Genomic DNA, 16,429 nt, shown 5'->3' with positions numbered 1-16,429 from the left:
GCGGGGACGCCCCGCGACGGCGGTCAGCGCGCGCCGGTGCCGACGCCCCCCACCGCGCGCCTGAGGATGCGCGAGAGGTCGGCCACAGAGTAGGGTTTGCGCAGGAGCTCGAACCCGTGCGTCCCCTGCTCGGCAAGCACCTCGCTGTAGCCCGACGTCAGGACCACCGGCAGGTCGGGCCGACGGCGGCGGAGTTCGCGGGCGAGATCAACCCCGTTCATCCCCGGCATGACCACGTCGGAGAACACCACCTCGAACCGGTAGGGGATGCGCTCGAATTCGTTCAGAGCCTTTTCCGCGTCCATGGCCCACACGGTGCTGTAGCCCAGCTCTTCCAGCGCCTGTGCCGCGAAGGCCCCGACCTCGTGATTGTCCTCCACCAGCAGGACGCAGGTGCCGTGGCCCTCGGCGAGGTCCGCCGGCTCATTCGCCTCGGCCTCGGCGGCGGCGGCGGCCTTGGCGCGCGGGAGGTACAGGGTGAAGGTGGCGCCCTCGCCGAGGCGGCTCTCGGCGATGACCTCGCCGCCGGACTGCTTGGCGAAACCGAAGACCTGGGACAGCCCGAGCCCGGTGCCCTGGCCGACGCCCTTCGTGGTGAAGAACGGCTCGAAGATCCGGTCCAGCACGTCCGGGGCGATGCCGTTGCCCGTGTCGGCGACCGAGACCGCGACGAAATCGCCGCGCATGGCCGGATGGGCCCGGATCGCGGGGACGACGCCGACCGGCCGCACCCGGATGGTGATGCGCCCCTCGCCCGACATCGCGTCGCGGGCGTTGACCACCATGTTGACCAGCGCGGTGTCGAACTGGCTCGGGTCGGCGTCGACGAGGCAGGGACCCTCCCGCCCCCTCGCGTCTCGGAACGGCTCGACCTGGGTCTCGACGTGGATGCGAGAGCCCGTGAGGGTGCGGACCATGTCCGAGACCGAGGCGACGCCGCGCCCGACATCGAACACCTCCGGCTGGAGCGCCTGCCTCCGCGCGAAGGCGAGGAGCTGGCCGGTCAGCTTAGCCGCGCGGTCGACGGTGTCCGAGATGGCGTCGACGTAGCGGATCCGGCGCTCCTCGGCCAGGTTCGGCCGCTTCAGCAGGTCAGTGGACGACTTGATGACCGTCAGCAGGTTGTTGAAGTCATGCGCGACGCCGCCGGTGAGCTGGCCCACTGCCTCCAGCTTCTGGCTCTGCCGGAGTTGCTCCTCCAGGGCCTTGCGCTCCGTCACGTCCCGGCCCGCCGCATAGAAGTGGTCGTCGCGGGGGATGGCGTACCACGACAGCCATCGGAAGCCTCCGTCGCGCGTCCGCATCCGCACGTCCAGGCCGTCGAGGACGATGCCGTTCACGAGGTCGCCGAACACCCCCTCCACGGCGGACCTGTCGGCCGGGTCGATGAATGTGTCGAAGTGCGCGCCGACGAGGTCGTCCTCGGACCAACCGAGCGTCTCGGTCCAGGCCGGGTTCACCGAGCGGTAGCGGCCGTCGAAGCCGCAGACGAGGAACAGGTCGCGGCTCGTGCGCCAGACCATGTCGCGCTCGTCCGTCCTGTCGCGGGCGGTCTCCTCCAAGACCCGCTCGGCCTCGCGCCGCTCGGTGATGTCGTTGAACAGGATGGCGACCCGACGCCGGGCCGGCTCGCCGATGCGCAGGGCGTGGACGTCGAACCACCGGCCGAGTGCCACCGCGCCGCTCTCGAAGCGGGCCGCCTCGCCCGTCAGGGCCACCCCGCCGTAGGCATCCAGCCAGGAACGCTCCAGGCCCGGGACGACCTCGCTGAGCCAGCGTCCGGCCACGTCGCGGAGCCCGGTATGGCGTTCGAACGCCGGGTTAACCTCGACGAAGCGGTAGTCGACGGCGCGCCCGGCCGCATCGTAGCGCATCTCGACGATGCAGAAGCCGGCGTCCACAGCCTCGAAAAGGGTGCGGTAGCGCGCCTCGCTTTCGGCGAGCCGGCCTTCCTCGGTGCGGAACCGGGTGACGTCGAGTTGGCTCGCGAAGAAGTAGCGAAGGTGTCCGTCCGGATCGAACACCGGGCTGACGTAGAGCTCGTTCCGGAACGGCGTGCCGTCACGGTGGTAGTTCAGGATCTCCACGACCACGTCGCGCCGCGCCGCGACGGCGTCGCGGACCTTGGCGACGTCGGCGGGATCGGTGCCCGGGCCTTGGAGGAATCGGCAGTTGCGGCCGATCAGCTCGTCGGCTCCGTAGCCGCAGAGCTCCTGGAATGCGCGGTTGGCGAAAACGATCGGATTGTCGGGCAGGTTCGGATCGGTGACGATCTGCGGCATGCGGGTCTTCTCCGCCGCCGTGAACAGCAGGTCGGTCCCGGCGGCCGAGGTGCGCTCGTCGCCGGTCGGGGCATGGACATGCCTCTCGTTCTGCCGACGCAACCGCTCGATCTCAGCCTTCGCGTCCGCCAGTTGCCGGCGCAGATCCTCGAAGTCCGTTTCCATCCTGCCTGTCCAGACCGGGTACTGGGTGGGTCCGTCCGCCGGTGTCCCGACGAAGCCGTCGGTTGCCGCTGCGTGCCCTCAGCCGACGCATGTCGGAGCCGTATGACGGAGGCCGGGTCGTCCGGGAAGTGTGGCCCGGGATTGCAGGGCGGGCCGTCCCGTCCCGTTCCCGGCCCGACCGTGGTCACGCACAGCCCCGGACGAACGGGATGCGCACCCCCGTGTTCCCGGAACGCCGGCGTTCCAGGCCGGCATGGTACCGAACCGTCGGGCGGTCGAAGACCCCATGAGCCGGTCGCGGGAACCTTGTTGCACCCCTGTTCCCGCCGGTTGAACGTCGGCAGCCGCTTCCGAGCAAGCGGCGATCTGCCCGGTCACCTTCCCGTGTCTGTATCGGCCACCTATGGCATAGAGCGTCTCAGTCATTCACATCAGATCCACAGGCCTGCCGGACCCAAATGACGGCCTGGGATCGACGCCGGGTGAACGGGTGGCCGTGGAAGAGATCGACAGCACTGCGCGACGCCAAGCGACGCTCGCCACTTATGACATTCTCGACACGCCGACCGAGGCCGAGTTCGACGGCATCGTGAAGGTGGCGTCCGAGACCTGCGGCATGCCGGTGTCGCTGATCTCCCTGCTCGACGGCGAGCGCCAGTGGTTCAAGGCCGAGACCGGCTTCGACCGGAGCGAGACCCCCATCTCGCAATCCATCTGCGCCTACGCCACGCAGCAGCACGACGTGTTCGAGATCCCGGATCTCACCCTCGATCCGCGCACCGCCGACAATCCCCTCGTGACCGGAGGACCGGAGGTGCGGTTCTATGCCGGGGTGCCGCTGAAGACTGCGGACGGCGTCGCTCTGGGAGCCCTGTGCGTCCTCGACACCAAGCCCAACCGGCTGACCCCGTCACAGGCGTTCACCCTGCGCACGCTTGCCCAGCAGGTCATTACCAACCTGGAGCTACGACGCGTCCTCAAGGAGCGTCGGGAGAGCGACCGGCGCAACAAGGCGATCCTTCAGAGCGCGATCGACTACGGCATCATCGCGATGGACCTGAACGGTCGCGTGACGAGCTGGAACGCGGGGGCCGAGCAGATCCTCGGGTGGACCGAGGCCGAGATGCTCGGGCGGCACGCCAACGTCTTCTTCACCCGAGAGGACGAGCACGACCAGATCGCCGAGAAGGAGATGGGTGCGGCCCTGCTGCACGGGCGCGGCGCTGACGAACGCTGGCATCAGCGCAAGGACGGCAGCAAGTTCTGGGCGAACGGCGAGATGATGCCGCTCAAGGACGAGGAGGGGCGCCCCGAGGGCTTCCTCAAGATCCTGCGCGACCGCACAGAGCAGCGCAACGCCGCCGCCCGGCAGCAGGCCGATGCCGAGTTCATGCGCGGCGTGCTCGCTTCCTCCGCCGACTGCATCAAGGTGCTCGACCTCGACGGCGGCCTGACCTTCATGAGCGAGGGCGGCATGCGGGTGATGGAGGTCAGCGACTTCAACCTCATCCGTGGCTGCCCGTGGCCGGACTTCTGGCAGGGCCAGGGTCACGCCGATGCGCTCGCGGCCCTCACGGCCGCCAAGGCCGGCGGCGTCGGCCACTTCCAGGGATCGGCCGATACCTATCTCGGCACCCCGAAGTGGTGGGACGTGCAGGTGACGCCGATCCTCGACCCGAATGGGCAGCCGGAGAGGATCCTGTCGGTCTCCCGGGACATCACCGACCAGAAGACCGTCGAGCGCCAGCTCGCGGTCAGCGAGGAACGCTGGCGCGGGCTGTTCAGCGGGATGCAGGAGGGGTTCCTCAGCGCCGAGCTGATCCGCGATGAGGCTGGCAAGGCGGTGGACTTCCGGTTCCTGGAGGTCAATCCAGCGTTCGCCGGGCTGACGGGGCTACCGGCCAGCAGCGCCGGGCGCACCATGCGCGAACTCGTGCCGGCCATCCCGCAGTGGCTGATCGACACCTACGCCCGCACCGTCGAGACCGGCCAACCCGAGAAGTTCGAGATCCACGTCCCCGAGCTGAACCGCACGTTCGAGGTCCGGGCACACAAGCAGTCTGGCCAGCAGTTCGCGGCGCTGTTCCTGGAGATCTCGGACCGCAAACGGACCAAGGCTCGCCGCGCTGCCATGACGGAGCTGGGCGACCGGCTGCGCGACGTGGGCGACAAAGCGGAGATCAGCCGGATCGCCGCCGAGGTCATGGGGCGCACGCTTGGACTGAGCCACGCGGGCTACGGGCAGGTCGATCCCGACGCCGAGACGATCCTGGTGGAACAGGGGTGGACTGCGCCGGGCCTCACCGACATCGCCGGGCTGCACCATTTCCGCGCCTACGGCTCGTACATCGAAGACCTCATGGCCGGACGCAACGTCGTCATCGACGACACCGGCAGTGATCCCCGGACCGCCGCCGATGCCAAGGCATTGGCGGCGATCAGCACGCGCTCGCTTCTCAACCTGCCGGTGATGGAGCACGGCCGCTTCGTGGCCCTGTTCTACGCCGTGAGGGCGGAACCGGGGGAGTGGTCTCAGGAGGACATCGCCTTCGTGCGCAACGTGGCCGACCGCATCCGGTCGGCCATCGCCCGCATCGAGGCGGAGGCACAGCAGCAACTGCTCAACCACGAGCTGAGCCACCGCATGAAGAACATGCTGGCGATGGTGCAGTCCATCGCCACGCAGACGATGCGTGGAGCTGCCGATCTCGACACCGCCCGGGATGTGCTGGCCAACCGACTGATCGCCCTTGGCAAGTCGCACGACCTCTTGCTCGGCGGCTCCTTGTCGAAAGCCCCGCTGGCGAGCGTGATCGAGAGCGCGCTCGACATTCACCGTGACCGTCCGGATCGGTTCGTGCTCGATGGCCCGGCTGTGATGGTCGGTTCCAGGGCGGCACTGTCGCTGTCGTTGATGCTGCACGAGCTGGCGACCAATGCCGCCAAGTACGGCGCGCTCTCGAACGCGGAAGGGCGGGTCACCATCAGTTGGGATATCGACGGCGACGGCGACGACGCTCCGGTCACCTTGCGTTGGATCGAGGCAGGCGGTCCGGCGGTGGTGGCGCCGAAGCGCGCGGGGTTCGGCACCCGGCTGATCGGACGCGGGCTTGCTGGAAGCTTCGACGGCAAGGTGGACTTGACCTACCCGCCCTCTGGTGTGGTCTGCACGATCATCGCACCGCGGCGCGGTCTCATGGCGAGCTAGCCCTCGGATCCCGCGACGGGAGCATGCCGGGCGATCAATCCGACCCGCCGGCCGTATCCAGCTGTGTAAGGAGTTGGTTCAGGCGGTCCGGCAGGGGCGTTGCAGGGATCTGGGCGTACATGCCCTGCAACTTGCGTCCGAGGTGGTGCTGGATCGCATGGGGCGATCCTGGCTGCATCCATATGACCGACCCCTCCGAAAGGGGTTGTCCGTTCTCGTCGCGAACAGGATCGATTCCAGCATCAGAGGCACGTTTCCCCACCGAACTGCCTCCCTGGCTCCAGACCACGTAGTAAGGGGCAAACAGCCAATCTGGATTGAGTTCCCATTGAGGCTATGAGCAATCGGCACAGTGCCATTGGCGCCACACCAACATCGCAGACGCCGACCACAGCGTCTTCTCCCACTAGAATGCAGACCGTGAGCTGGAACTAATTTTCCGTTCGTGAAGGGTCGTGAACGGTCCCGTAGCTCTGTCCGCTTCGATGCACCGGCCGTCCGGAAGCGGACTGGCAGAAAACCACCCATCCGAGACGTTCAGGCGAATGGTGTGTGGCGCCCGGATCTGGCCGGAAGCAGTCCGTCTGCTCTGATTAGGTAATTTCAGAAAATCGGACGTCCCTCGAACAGCGCCTGCCCGGCCTACTGGCGACGGGCCAGGCGGTATAAGTTTGTCTTGACGCTTCGCTCGTCGACGTTGGAAACCCGATAACCACGATCTGCAGAGCTGCCGCGAACTCTCTTTCACTGAAATGATGTCGCCGCCTCCGTGCGGATGACCGAGGTTCGCCGATCGCCGCTGAATCATCCGATAATTCGATCAAAACGTTCGATACGTTCCGTTGGAATGATCGATTGGCCGCGGCCATGATCGGGGCAGATCCAGTTCACGATGTGTCCGCACCATGTCCGCAACAACCTTCTTCACGTCGCGCAAGCGTGCCCTGGGCCCCGTCCTGCCCGGCCTGATCCTGTGCCTCGCGGTGACAGGCGTCGCCCTCGCTCTGGAGGGGATCGAGGCGTATCTTTTTGGCCGGGCTTGGCTGGAGGCTCTCGTCCTCGCCATCGTGTTGGGCACGGCCGTCCGCACAGCCTGGAGCCCGGGGCCGCGCTTCGTTCGCGGTATCGCGTTCGGCGCTAAGACCGTCTTGGAGATCGCCGTCGTCCTGCTCGGCGCTTCGCTGAGCCTGGGTACGCTGCTTGCGGCGGGCCCCGGACTGCTCATCGGCATCGCAGGGGTGGTGGCTCTCGCTATTGCCGGAAGCTACGGCATCGGCCGGGCCCTCGGGCTGGCCCCGCGCCTCGCCATCCTCGTCGCCTGCGGCAACTCGATCTGTGGGAATTCGGCGATCGCGGCGGCGGCCCCGGTGATCGGCGCGGATGGCCAAGACGTCGCCTCGTCCATCGCGTTCACCGCCGTGCTCGGAGTCCTCGTCGTGCTCGGCCTGCCCCTGCTCGTTCCGCTGCTCGGGCTCTCGCCGATGCAGTACGGCGTGCTCGCGGGACTCACGGTCTATGCCGTACCGCAGGTGTTGGCTGCTACGGCTCCGGTGGCGGCTCTCAGCGTCCAGGTCGGAACCCTGGTCAAGCTGGTCCGCGTGCTGATGCTCGGGCCGGTGGTCCTGGCTCTCTCGCTGGGCGCGAGCCGGCTGCGGCGAGACGCGGACGCGGCCGCACCGTCCCCGATGGAAGGGAAGCGCCCCGCCCCGAGCCGGATGCCGCTGCACCGGCTGGTGCCGTGGTTCATCCTCGCCTTCCTGACGCTGGCAGGTCTCCGCTCGGCGGGGCTCCTTCCCGAAGCGGCTGTGCACCCCATGGCCGCGACGGCGAACGCGCTGACCATCGTATCGATGGCGGCCCTCGGCCTCGGGGTCGACGTGCGCAGCGTCGTCAAGGCGGGACCCCGCGTCACCCTGGCGGTCGTCGCCTCGCTGGCCGCCCTGACGGCCGTGAGCCTCGGGCTGATCCGCCTGCTCGGCATCGCCTGACGGCAGCCCGCCACTGGGCGCGTCACAGCGCGCTGAACCCCAATCGTCTTCGAGAGGAACACCCGATGTCGAGCTTGTCTGAGCGCATGGCGCGCCTGATCGTTCATGGGGAGCACCCCTACAACGCCGAGCCGCCGCTACCCCGCCTGCGGGCCAGTTACCGGACCCCCGCGGGTGACTTCTACGTGCGCTCCCACGGCGACCTGCCGGAGATCGACGCTGCCACATGGCGCCTGTCCGTCGACGGCGAGGGTGTCGGCCCCCTCGATCTGTCACTGGCCGATCTGCGGGCGCGTTTTCCCGAGGCGACCGTCACGGCCACGATGCAGTGCGCCGGTAACCGCCGTGCCGATATGCGGGCCGTCGCCCCGGTCTCGGGCGATACCTGGGACGCTGGCGCCATCGGGACGGCGGACTGGACGGGCGTCCGCCTCGGCGACGTCCTGCGAGCGGCAGGGGTGACGCCGGGAGCGGATCTCCACGTGGCCTTCGAGAGCCACGACGTGGTCGAGGGCCGGCCCTACGGCGTCTCCATTGCCCTCGCCAAGGCGCTCGCCGACGAGACGCTGCTGGCCTTTGCGATGAACGGGGCACCGCTGCTGCCCGAGCACGGCTTCCCGGCCCGTGCCGTCGTGCCGGGCTTCGCGGGGGTGCGCAGCCCGAAATGGCTGCGGCGCATCACGGTGCAGGACCATCCGTCGACCAATCCGATGCAAGCCGACGACTACAAGCTGTTCCCGCCGGACGTGACGGCCGAGACCGCCGATCCGGCCGAGGGCCACACCATCGAGACGATGCCGCTCAACGCGGCGATCTGCGAGCCCCCGCGCGGGGCTCGGCTCGAAGCGGGGGAGACCCCCGTCCGTGGGTACGCGATCGCGGGAGACCGGGCGGTCGTGCGGGTCGATGTCTCGGGCGACGGCGGGCGCTCCTGGCGCCAGGCCACGCTGGAACACGAGGCCGGCGCGCCGTTCGCCTGGACGTTCTGGGAGATCGTGCTGGACCTTCCACCCGGCGAGCACGAACTCGCGGTGCGCGCCTGGGACTCGGCCGGGCAGACCCAGCCGGCGCTGCTGGACGACACGTGGAACTTCAAGGGCTACCTCAGCGCCTCGTGGCACCGTGTGCGAGTCGAGGTCGCCTGAGTCGCGCAGCCGGTCAGGCGGCGGCGTGGATTAGGGCGAGCAGTGCGTCGGCGGCGCGACTGCGGTAACGCTCCTTGTGGCGCAGGACCTGGAAGGTCCGCGTCGGCAGGGCGAGGGGCACGGCGACGAGCGCGCCGGTTCGCAGCGAGGGCCCGACGACCGCTTCGGAGAGCACGCTCGCGCCGGCCCCCGCGACGACGGCGGCGAGGACGGCCTCGTTCGACGGCAGTTCCAGGGCGACGGCGAGGGTATCTGGCGCGATGCCCAAAGCAACGAGCGCCGCCTCGAAGGCGGAGCGCGTGCCCGATCCGGGCTCCCGCAGCACCCAGGAGGCCGAAGCGAGGTCGGCTGGTTCCGGCCGTGCGCATCCGGCCAGGGGGTGGCCGGCCGAGACCACGAGCACCAGCCGGTCCTCGGCGATCGGCGTGCTCCCCAGGCTGGCGTCGTCGATCGCGCCTTCCACGAAAGCGAGTTCCGCCGTCCCCGCCCGCACCGCTTCGGCCGCCTCCGCAGTGTTCCCGATGCCGAGACGCAGGACGATGTCCGGGTAGGCCGCCCGGAAGGCGACGAGATGCAGGGGGAGCCAGTGGCTGGCGATGGTCTGGCTCGCCTGAATGGTCAATGTGCCGCGCCGCAGGCCGCTGAGGTTCGCCAGCACCAGTTCGGCCGCCTGGGCGCGGGCGAGCACGGCGCGAGCTTCACCGAAAAAGACGCTTCCTGCCTCGGTCAGTTCGATGCCACGGCCGACCCTGTGGAACAGCTTGACGGCGTGCCGGGTCTCCAGCGCGTTGATGGCGGCACTGACCGCCGACTGGACGAGATTCAACGCCTCGGCCGCCCGGGTCACATGCTGGCGCTCGGCCACCGCCACGAAGATCCGCAACTGGTCGAGGGTCATGGCGTCTCGGGCTCAGAAGGGCTGGGCTGACGAGGGAAGGTAAGGCGGAACCTACGCGTGCGTCACCGCGCGCCTTCACGTTGGCCCGAGACCTGCGCATCGACCGCCTGGGCGACCCGGAGCAGCCGCGCTTCGTCCGTGCGGGCGGTCACCACATAGGACATGCCCGCGTCGATCCACGAGAAGGCCGCCACGTCGTCCGCGCGGGCATACCGAAACACGCCGCGCCCACCGGACGGCCCGGCCCGGCTGTAGAGAGTTAAACGGGTTCCCCGGTCGTCATCGTACATCAGCATGGCCGCTGGCTCGTCTCCGGCGGGGAGCAGGCGACCGCCCATCAGCCGGAAACCCTGCGTCCGCAGGTCCGGCACGATGACGGGCCGTCCCAGTCGCGCGGCGAGCCACTGCACGAGGTCGGACGAGCCATCGGCGCGGACCTCGACCGGATGGGCGGCCTCGACCACGTAGGTGCGGAAGGCGGAGACGGCCGCCTGGGTCATCGGTTCGACGGGCGCGCCTGGACCCGGCACGGCGCCGCGCCCGACCCACCCGGATGCGCCGCCGAGGGCGAGCAGGAACGCCGCCGCCGCCGCGTTCGTCCACCAGCGCGGGATGCGCATCCGGTGCGGGGTCGCAAGGTTGGCGATGCGCAAGCGGGCAGGGATCGGCTCCTCCGACACGGGCGCGAGCCGCGCCCGCAGGCGGTCCCGCACCTCCCGATCGGCGGCGACCCGCGCAGCCGCCTCTGGATGCGCGGCGAGCCACGCCTCGACGCCGGCACGGCGGCCCGGATCGAGCCGTCCATCCACGAAGGCGTGCAGATCGTCCTCGCCGATGGGACGCGGGTCGGACGCGGTCATTTCACCCTCCGCAGATGCCCGGTGACGATCGTGGGGGCCAGATCGAGAAAGGCGCGCATCCGCCCCCGCGCCCGGCTGAGGCGCGACATTACCGTGCCGACGGGGATCGCGAGCACGGCGGCGACCTCGGCATAGGACATGTCCTCGACCGCGACGAGGAGCAGGACGGATCGCTGTTCCTCCGGCAGCGCGGCGATCCCATCGAGCACGTCCCGCGCGCCCAAGGCCGCTTCGGGATCGGTCCCCGCGTCTGTGACCGTGTCCAGCGCCTCCACGCCGACCTCGATGCCCCGGCGGCGGCGGACGCCTTCGAGGTAGCGGTTGCGCAGGATCGCGAACAGCCACGCGCGCAGGTCACCCTCGCGGCGCTGCGGCCATGCGCGGATCGCCCGTTCCAGCGTGTCCTGGACGAGGTCGTCGGCCGCCTCGCGCTGACGCAGCAGCGCGGTCGCATAGCGGCGCAGGGCCGGTATCTGCGGCTCGATCAGGACGGCGAGGTCGTCCAAGGCGGTCTCCGGATCGGGTCGATGGCAGTGCTCACGCCACCACCCAGACGAGAGATGCCGGAAGCGCCCGATTTATTCCGGGATCCAACTTCGAATTCCGATCACGCATTCGTGATCGGTTCACGACGATGCGGCGGGGAATATCCCGGCCCCGCCCGCATCTCTCCCCGCGTGACCTCGACACTGTGGGAGACATCATGCGCGGAGCACCGACGGCGATCCTCATCACCCTGCTCATGGCCGGAGGCGTCCTGAGTGGCGGCATGATGATGCGCGCCGGGCATGCGGAGACCGCTCCCGGCGGCTTCGATGCGATGATGGCCCAATCGATGGCGCGGATGCACGCGGATATGGCGGTGGCGCCGTCCGGCGACCCCGACCGGGACTTCGCCGCGATGATGATCCCTCACCATCAGGGCGCGATCGAGATGGCGAAGGCCGAACTCGCCTATGGCCGCGATCCGGTCCTGCGCCGGCTCGCGCAGGGCATCATCGTCGAGCAGGCGCAGGAGATCGAGGTCATGCGCCGCGCCCTGGCCGAGCGGCCGGTCGCGCAAGCCACGCCGCAGCGGATGCCGGCCCATCACCATCACTGAGCGGATCGCCGCTCACCTTCCCACTTGTCAGCGCGAAGAGACCTCACGATGCGACACGTCATTCCGGCGGCCCTGCTGCTCGCCTTCCTCGGCGGAACCGCCCTCGCGGGTCAGGCGCCCGGGCCCGCCTCGGCGCCGGACGTGCCGGTCGGCCCCCGCGACCGGTTCTATACCTCGGACCAGTTCTCCAACACGGTCTCGGTGATCGATCCCGCCGCCAACAAGCTCCTCGGTGTGATCCGCCTCGGCGACACGACGCCCGCGAATCTGAGCCCGCTCTATCGCGGCCAGCTTCTCGTCCATGGGATGGGCTTCTCTCCCGACCGCAAGACCCTGCTCGCCGTCTCGATCGGCTCGAATTCGGTCAGCTTCATCGACACCGCCACCAACACGGTGCGCCACACGACCTATGTCGGCCGTTCGCCGCACGAGGCGTTCTTCACGCCGGACGGTCGCGAAGTCTGGGTGAGCGTGCGGGGCGAGGACTACGTCGCGATTCTCGATGCGGGGACCGGTAAGGAGACGGGCCGGATCACGGTGCCGAACGGGCCGGGCATGACGATCTTCTCGCCGGACGGACGCTACGGCTACGTCTGCTCCAGCTTCAGCCCCGAGACGGTCGCCATCGACGTGAAGAGCCGCGAGATCGTCGGGCGGATCAAGCAGGAGAGCCCGTTCTGCCCCGACATCGCGGCGACGCCCGATGGCAAGCAGGTGTGGTTTACCCTCAAGGACGTCGGCCGCGTCCAAGTGTTCGAGGCCACGCCGCCCTTCAAGGCGCTCAAGACCATCGAGATGGGCCCGATCACCAACCACGTCAACATCGCGCGCACGAAGGCCGGGCAATTCGCCTACGTGACGATCGGCGGCCTGAACCACGTGAAGGTGTTCCGCACCGACGACTTCTCGCAGGTCGCGACCATTCCCACCGGCGCGCTCCCCCACGGTCTCTGGCCCTCGGGCGATGGAACGCGGATCTATGTCGGCCTGGAGAACGCCGATGCCGTCGCGGTGATCGATACGGGCAGCAACGCGGTCATCGCCACGATCCCGATCGGCCAGGGGCCGCAGGGCGTCGCCTACGTTCCCGAGGCGGTGCCGGAGGGAGCCGGCGCGCCGAACCTCCAGCCGCTCGGCGCGGCGGGCCAATCGAGCACGCTGACGCTCGCCGGGCCGGACGGCAAGGCCGCCACGCAAGTCACGCTGTTCGACCAGGGCGTGCTGCAGACCTTGCAAGCGGCGGTGACCGGCCTCACGCCGAAGAAGCCCTATGTCTTGGCCCTTTCGGCCGATCCGAAGGGCGCGGGGCCCCTGGAGCCTCTCGCCGCCTTCATGACGAACCCGGCGGGCGCGGCCATCGTCAACGCCATCGGCCCGATCCGGCAGGTCACGCAGAATGCCAACGAAGCCGCGCGGCGCAGCCTCGTCATCGTCGAGGGTAAGCCCGGCGAGACCGGCGCGACGGTCCAGACGCAGGCGTCGCAGTAACGAGAGGAGGGGCGGTCGCAGGACCGCCCCCATTTCAAGCCTCAATAGGTATCGGTGAGGTAGGCGGCGATGGCCTTGGCCTGCGCCTCGTCGATCGGCGCGTGGTAGACCTTGACCATCTTGGTCACCTCGGACTCCCAGAAGGCCGCGCCTTTGCCCGGCGGCTGCATGGCGATGTAGTCCACCGAATGGCAGACGAGGCAGTTCGCCTGGGCCGCCTCGAAGCCCTCCGCGTGCGTGCCGGCCTTCGGCGCCCGCAGGGTCGCGGTCGGCTCCGGCACCTCGTAGGATTTCGGCGCGGCGAGGGCTGTGCCGGCCGCGAGGGCGAGGGCCGCCGTCAGGGCGAGGGTGATGCGGGTCATTCTCGTCACTCCCTCAGGCCGCGCGCACGCGGGTGGTTTCGACCACGTTGCGCAGGTACCCGGCCGGGTTCCAGCGCGGCTCCATCGGCTGGCTCACCCCGTCGTTGCCCGTGGCCCGCACCCGGATCGCGTGCGCGCCCGGCGACAGGTCCACGCCGAGGGTCCAGGGCCGGAAGGCGTAGGGGCCGAGATCCTGCCCGAGTTGCGCCTCCGTCCAGGTCTTGCCGTCATCGGTCGAGACCGCCACCGACTTGATCCCGGAGCCCCCGTCGAAGGCGATGCCGCGCAAGGGCGTGCGCCCGGCCTTCACGTCCGCCCCGTCGGTCAGGTTGGTGAGGAAGGAGCGCACGGTGAACCGGTTGATCGGCACGGTCTTGTCCGCCGCCTTGCCGGGTTGCGTGCAGGCGCAGTCGTTGTCGGGGATGCGATAGGCCTTCTGCATCCAGAAGCCGTCGAAGGGCTTGTCGAGCACGCTGATGCTCTCCAGGTGCTTGACCCAGTAGGTGCCGTAGAAGCCCGGCACGACGAGACGCAGCGGATAGCCGTTGAGCCAGGGCAGATCCTGCCCGTTCATGGCCCAGGCGAGCATCACCTGCCCGTCGCGGGCGTGGTCGAGCTTGAGCGACTTGGCGAAATCCGGCGTCTCCGGGATCACCGGACCGTCGAGCCCGGTGAAGGCGACCTCCACGGCGCCCGCCTTCACCCCGGCCTTGTCGAGCACGGCCTTCAGCGGCACGCCGGTCCAGCGGGCGCAACCCATGGCTCCGTTGGCGAGCTGACCCCCGGCCATGCGCGGTTCGAAGAAGCCGCGAGAGTTGCCCGAGCATTGGTTGACCGCGACGATCTCGGTGGTCGGCATCGCCTTCAGGTCGGCGAGCGAAAGCGAGACCTCCGTCTCGACATGCCCCTTGATCGCGACCCGGTAGGTCTCCGGATCGATCTCGGTCGGGATGTCGGCGAGGTGGTAGCGGACGAAGAACGCGTCGTTGGGCGTGATCGCGCCCTCGTCGAACACCGGGAACGGGGTCTCCAGCTGCGGCGGGCGCGCGGTCATCTGGAGCAGAGGGCGCTTGCCCGGATAGGCCACCAGGGGCCGTTCGCCGTTGCCGAAGGGCAGCGTGGCCGTGTCTCCCGCGAGCGCCCGCAGCGGAGCGAGGCTGCCGCCGCCGAGTCCCGCCAGGGCCGTGAGGCCCGCGCGCCTGATGAGATCCCGTCTATCGAGCATCCGAAAGTCCTCCCCGTCCGCGCGTGGCTCCGGTGACCGGGCCCGAGCTGTGCGGAGGAGGAGACGCACGTCGCCCCCGGTCTATTCGCGGCGGATCGAAATAAATTCCGTCCTCTCCACTCACCCGGCGCAGGGGCGCTCCGGGAGGCCGCTGGCCCGGTCCAGGGCGATGCGCAGGCGGTCGGTCATGTCCGGCGCGGTGAGCAGCATGGCCGCCTCGGCCAGCAGGGCGAACCGCTCGGTCGGCACCGTCTCGGACAGGAGGACGTAGTGACGCCCCTCGCTGTCCCAGCGGGCCAGACGCAGGTCGCGGCTGCCTTTCGCGATTGCGAGGCCGGCCTGGGCAGGCGCCGGTCCGCTCCAGAGGGCCAGCCGACAGCCATGGCGCCCCTCGTATCCGGCGAGGCGGCCTGCCGAACCGTCGTCCGCGGACAAGTAGACCAAGCGGAAGCCGGCCGCCCCGAGATCGAGGGGGAAGCCAGGAAAGCCGCCCGCGAGCCGCACGTCATTCGCGGGCGAGCCCGCCGCGCTCCAGGCGGCGAAGGCGGCGCGCGCGGGGTCGGCCGGGGGCCGGGACGCCATCACCAGCCACCCGGCGCCGACGAGGACAGCCAAGGCCGCGGCGCAGGCCCATCTGAGGGAGGCGCGGGCGATTGGGGCGCGCCGGGGCCGCACGACTGCTGCTTTCACGCCCTGCTTCAGCCGGGTCAGGGTCGCGACCCGCGCGGCCAGGACCGGGTCCCGGGCCAGCGACCCCGCGACCTCGTGCCGGCTCTGCGCATCGAGCTCCCCATCGACATAGGCATTGAGGGTTTCCCAGCGCATCACGACACCTCACTCCCATCGGATGACCCGGCGATCCGGTGCAGCATGATCCTCCTCGCCCTGTGCAGCCGGCTCATGACCGTGCCGATGGGAATATCGAGCCGTTCGGCGGTCTCCCGGTAGCTCAAGCCTTCGACATCCACGCAGGTCACGACAGATCGGCAGGGTGCATCGAGGGCGGTGAAGGCTTGGCGCACGGCGATGGCCTCGATCAGGCGGTCGTCGAACCCCTCGTCGGGCCAATCGAGGAGATCGTCCTCGTTGCGGATGCGGGAACGGCGGATCCGGTCGATCCAGGCGTGGCGCACGATCTGGAACAGGTAGGCGCGGGCCGCCCGAGGCTCACGGGGAGTCGTCCGCGTGGAGAGCGCCTTGAGAGCGCTCTGCTGCATCAGGTCACGTGCGGCGTCGGGCTCGCGCGTCAGGGTCAACGCGTAGCAATACAGGCGCGGCCATGCGTCGACGAGGTGCTGACCGATGGACCGCATTCTGAGGTGTTATCCTCCCCGCACTCCATAGCACAACGATACATAGCACACCGACTCGCAACGTTCGTCGGTGACCGTGGATGGCCGAAGGCCTCACATCACAGCAGTGGTGATCGAAGCGTTGCTGCTGCCGAACAATCGATGCCAAGCTTGCGTGTCTGCTTTCAGGCATCGTGAGGATGCGGTTGTATGACCGGGATGGGCGCCAAGCAGCCGCCCGAGCTTGACCCTCGATTGACTGCTTCGCGCGCAACTCGGTTATCGAGCTAGCCTCGACAATGCCTCATGAGCGGGCGCGATCGGACAGGCGCGGAGGCCTGAGAACGCCGGACAAATCCGCACTGAGCAGGTTATGCAGGTACGGACGCGTTCGTATCCGACGACCTCTGGGCG

The 16,429-nt window shown here is 69.2% G+C and carries 14 protein-coding genes; 5 read left to right on the top strand and 9 right to left on the bottom strand.

All coding sequences use genetic code 11. The features are described from left to right. Nucleotides 1–23 precede the first annotated feature (23 nt). Nucleotides 24–2,447 carry a PAS domain S-box protein gene (locus tag MCBMB27_RS26725; protein WP_075381708.1) on the bottom strand — a complete coding sequence of 808 codons (2,424 nt, stop codon included), beginning with the start codon at nucleotides 2,445–2,447 and terminating at the stop codon, nucleotides 24–26. Between the two features lie 496 nt (nucleotides 2,448–2,943). Between MCBMB27_RS26725 and MCBMB27_RS26720 the strand changes: the two genes are divergently transcribed. Then, a complete protein-coding gene (locus MCBMB27_RS26720) occupies nucleotides 2,944–5,655 on the top strand; it encodes a PAS domain-containing protein (RefSeq protein WP_075382136.1) in 2,712 nt (903 codons plus the stop codon). A 34-nt stretch (nucleotides 5,656–5,689) separates the two neighbouring features. Here the strand turns inward: MCBMB27_RS26720 and MCBMB27_RS31050 are convergent, their stop codons facing one another. After that, nucleotides 5,690–5,833 (bottom strand): NepR family anti-sigma factor, encoded by a 144-nt coding sequence (locus MCBMB27_RS31050; protein WP_418287740.1) that lies wholly within the window; start codon nucleotides 5,831–5,833, stop codon nucleotides 5,690–5,692. 727 nt (nucleotides 5,834–6,560) lie between these two features. Between MCBMB27_RS31050 and MCBMB27_RS26715 the strand changes: the two genes are divergently transcribed. Together MCBMB27_RS26715 and MCBMB27_RS26710 are read left to right on the top strand one after the other, a co-directional pair. Next, entirely contained in the window at nucleotides 6,561–7,643 is a 1,083-nt protein-coding gene (locus tag MCBMB27_RS26715) for a YeiH family protein (protein WP_075381707.1), read from the top strand. Between the two features lie 65 nt (nucleotides 7,644–7,708). Further along, a complete protein-coding gene (locus MCBMB27_RS26710) occupies nucleotides 7,709–8,788 on the top strand; it encodes a molybdopterin-dependent oxidoreductase (protein ID WP_075381706.1) in 1,080 nt (359 codons plus the stop codon). Nucleotides 8,789–8,801: 13 nt separating this feature from the next. Here MCBMB27_RS26710 and MCBMB27_RS26705 read toward each other — a convergent pair whose 3' ends face one another. From MCBMB27_RS26705 to MCBMB27_RS26695, 3 genes are all read right to left on the bottom strand, one after another. Continuing rightward, nucleotides 8,802–9,686, bottom strand: a complete 885-nt coding sequence (locus MCBMB27_RS26705) for a LysR family transcriptional regulator (RefSeq protein ID WP_043347287.1) — start codon at nucleotides 9,684–9,686, stop codon at nucleotides 8,802–8,804. Between the two features lie 62 nt (nucleotides 9,687–9,748). After that, nucleotides 9,749–10,546, bottom strand: a complete 798-nt coding sequence (locus tag MCBMB27_RS26700; protein WP_043347284.1) for an anti-sigma factor family protein — start codon at nucleotides 10,544–10,546, stop codon at nucleotides 9,749–9,751. Beyond that, nucleotides 10,543–11,052: a sigma-70 family RNA polymerase sigma factor gene (locus MCBMB27_RS26695; protein ID WP_043347282.1), complete on the bottom strand. Its 510-nt coding sequence runs from the start codon at nucleotides 11,050–11,052 to the stop codon at nucleotides 10,543–10,545. The genes MCBMB27_RS26700 and MCBMB27_RS26695 overlap by 4 nt, the downstream gene beginning before the upstream one ends. A gap of 197 nt (nucleotides 11,053–11,249) precedes the next feature. On the opposite strand from MCBMB27_RS26695, the gene copM reads away from it, so the two are divergent. Together copM and MCBMB27_RS26685 are read left to right on the top strand one after the other, a co-directional pair. Continuing rightward, complete coding sequence (copM, locus tag MCBMB27_RS26690; protein ID WP_043347279.1) at nucleotides 11,250–11,648, top strand: CopM family metallochaperone; 399 nt, start codon at nucleotides 11,250–11,252, stop codon at nucleotides 11,646–11,648. A 48-nt stretch (nucleotides 11,649–11,696) separates the two neighbouring features. After that, a complete protein-coding gene (locus MCBMB27_RS26685; protein WP_051044671.1) occupies nucleotides 11,697–13,136 on the top strand; it encodes a YncE family protein in 1,440 nt (479 codons plus the stop codon). 41 nt (nucleotides 13,137–13,177) lie between these two features. Here MCBMB27_RS26685 and sorB read toward each other — a convergent pair whose 3' ends face one another. From sorB to MCBMB27_RS26665, 4 genes are all read right to left on the bottom strand, one after another. Next, complete coding sequence (sorB, locus tag MCBMB27_RS26680) at nucleotides 13,178–13,498, bottom strand: SorB family sulfite dehydrogenase c-type cytochrome subunit (RefSeq protein WP_043347276.1); 321 nt, start codon at nucleotides 13,496–13,498, stop codon at nucleotides 13,178–13,180. A gap of 13 nt (nucleotides 13,499–13,511) precedes the next feature. After that, nucleotides 13,512–14,723, bottom strand: a complete 1,212-nt coding sequence (sorA, locus tag MCBMB27_RS26675; protein WP_043756450.1) for a SorA family sulfite dehydrogenase catalytic subunit — start codon at nucleotides 14,721–14,723, stop codon at nucleotides 13,512–13,514. A 120-nt stretch (nucleotides 14,724–14,843) separates the two neighbouring features. Continuing rightward, nucleotides 14,844–15,548 (bottom strand): anti-sigma factor family protein, encoded by a 705-nt coding sequence (locus MCBMB27_RS26670; RefSeq protein WP_051044670.1) that lies wholly within the window; start codon nucleotides 15,546–15,548, stop codon nucleotides 14,844–14,846. After that, the gene (locus MCBMB27_RS26665; RefSeq protein ID WP_043347273.1) at nucleotides 15,548–16,036 is read right to left on the bottom strand and encodes an RNA polymerase sigma factor; all 489 of its coding nucleotides are present in this window, start codon (nucleotides 16,034–16,036) and stop codon (nucleotides 15,548–15,550) included. Before MCBMB27_RS26665 ends, MCBMB27_RS26670 begins: the two co-directional genes overlap by 1 nt. Between the last annotated feature and the right edge of the window lie 393 nt (nucleotides 16,037–16,429).

Origin of the sequence: Methylobacterium phyllosphaerae (assembly GCF_001936175.1) — a bacterium.
Lineage (GTDB): Bacteria > Pseudomonadota > Alphaproteobacteria > Rhizobiales > Beijerinckiaceae > Methylobacterium > Methylobacterium fujisawaense.
This window is presented reverse-complemented; position numbering and strand designations above follow the sequence as displayed.

Excerpts from the sequence above, each read along its gene's own strand:
- MCBMB27_RS26710 (WP_075381706.1), top strand. The coding sequence starts at position 7,709 with ATGTCGAGCTTGTCTGAGCGCATGGCGCGCCTGATCGTTCATGGGGAG.
- sorB (WP_043347276.1), bottom strand. The coding sequence starts at position 13,498 with ATGACCCGCATCACCCTCGCCCTGACGGCGGCCCTCGCCCTCGCGGCC.
- MCBMB27_RS26715 (WP_075381707.1), top strand. The coding sequence starts at position 6,561 with ATGTCCGCAACAACCTTCTTCACGTCGCGCAAGCGTGCCCTGGGCCCC.
- copM (WP_043347279.1), top strand. The coding sequence starts at position 11,250 with ATGCGCGGAGCACCGACGGCGATCCTCATCACCCTGCTCATGGCCGGA.
- MCBMB27_RS26685 (WP_051044671.1), top strand. The coding sequence starts at position 11,697 with ATGCGACACGTCATTCCGGCGGCCCTGCTGCTCGCCTTCCTCGGCGGA.
- MCBMB27_RS26670 (WP_051044670.1), bottom strand. The coding sequence starts at position 15,548 with ATGCGCTGGGAAACCCTCAATGCCTATGTCGATGGGGAGCTCGATGCG.
- MCBMB27_RS26705 (WP_043347287.1), bottom strand. The coding sequence starts at position 9,686 with ATGACCCTCGACCAGTTGCGGATCTTCGTGGCGGTGGCCGAGCGCCAG.
- MCBMB27_RS31050 (WP_418287740.1), bottom strand. The coding sequence starts at position 5,833 with ATGCAGCCAGGATCGCCCCATGCGATCCAGCACCACCTCGGACGCAAG.
- MCBMB27_RS26700 (WP_043347284.1), bottom strand. The coding sequence starts at position 10,546 with ATGACCGCGTCCGACCCGCGTCCCATCGGCGAGGACGATCTGCACGCC.
- MCBMB27_RS26665 (WP_043347273.1), bottom strand. The coding sequence starts at position 16,036 with ATGCGGTCCATCGGTCAGCACCTCGTCGACGCATGGCCGCGCCTGTAT.
- sorA (WP_043756450.1), bottom strand. The coding sequence starts at position 14,723 with ATGCTCGATAGACGGGATCTCATCAGGCGCGCGGGCCTCACGGCCCTG.
- MCBMB27_RS26725 (WP_075381708.1), bottom strand. The coding sequence starts at position 2,447 with ATGGAAACGGACTTCGAGGATCTGCGCCGGCAACTGGCGGACGCGAAG.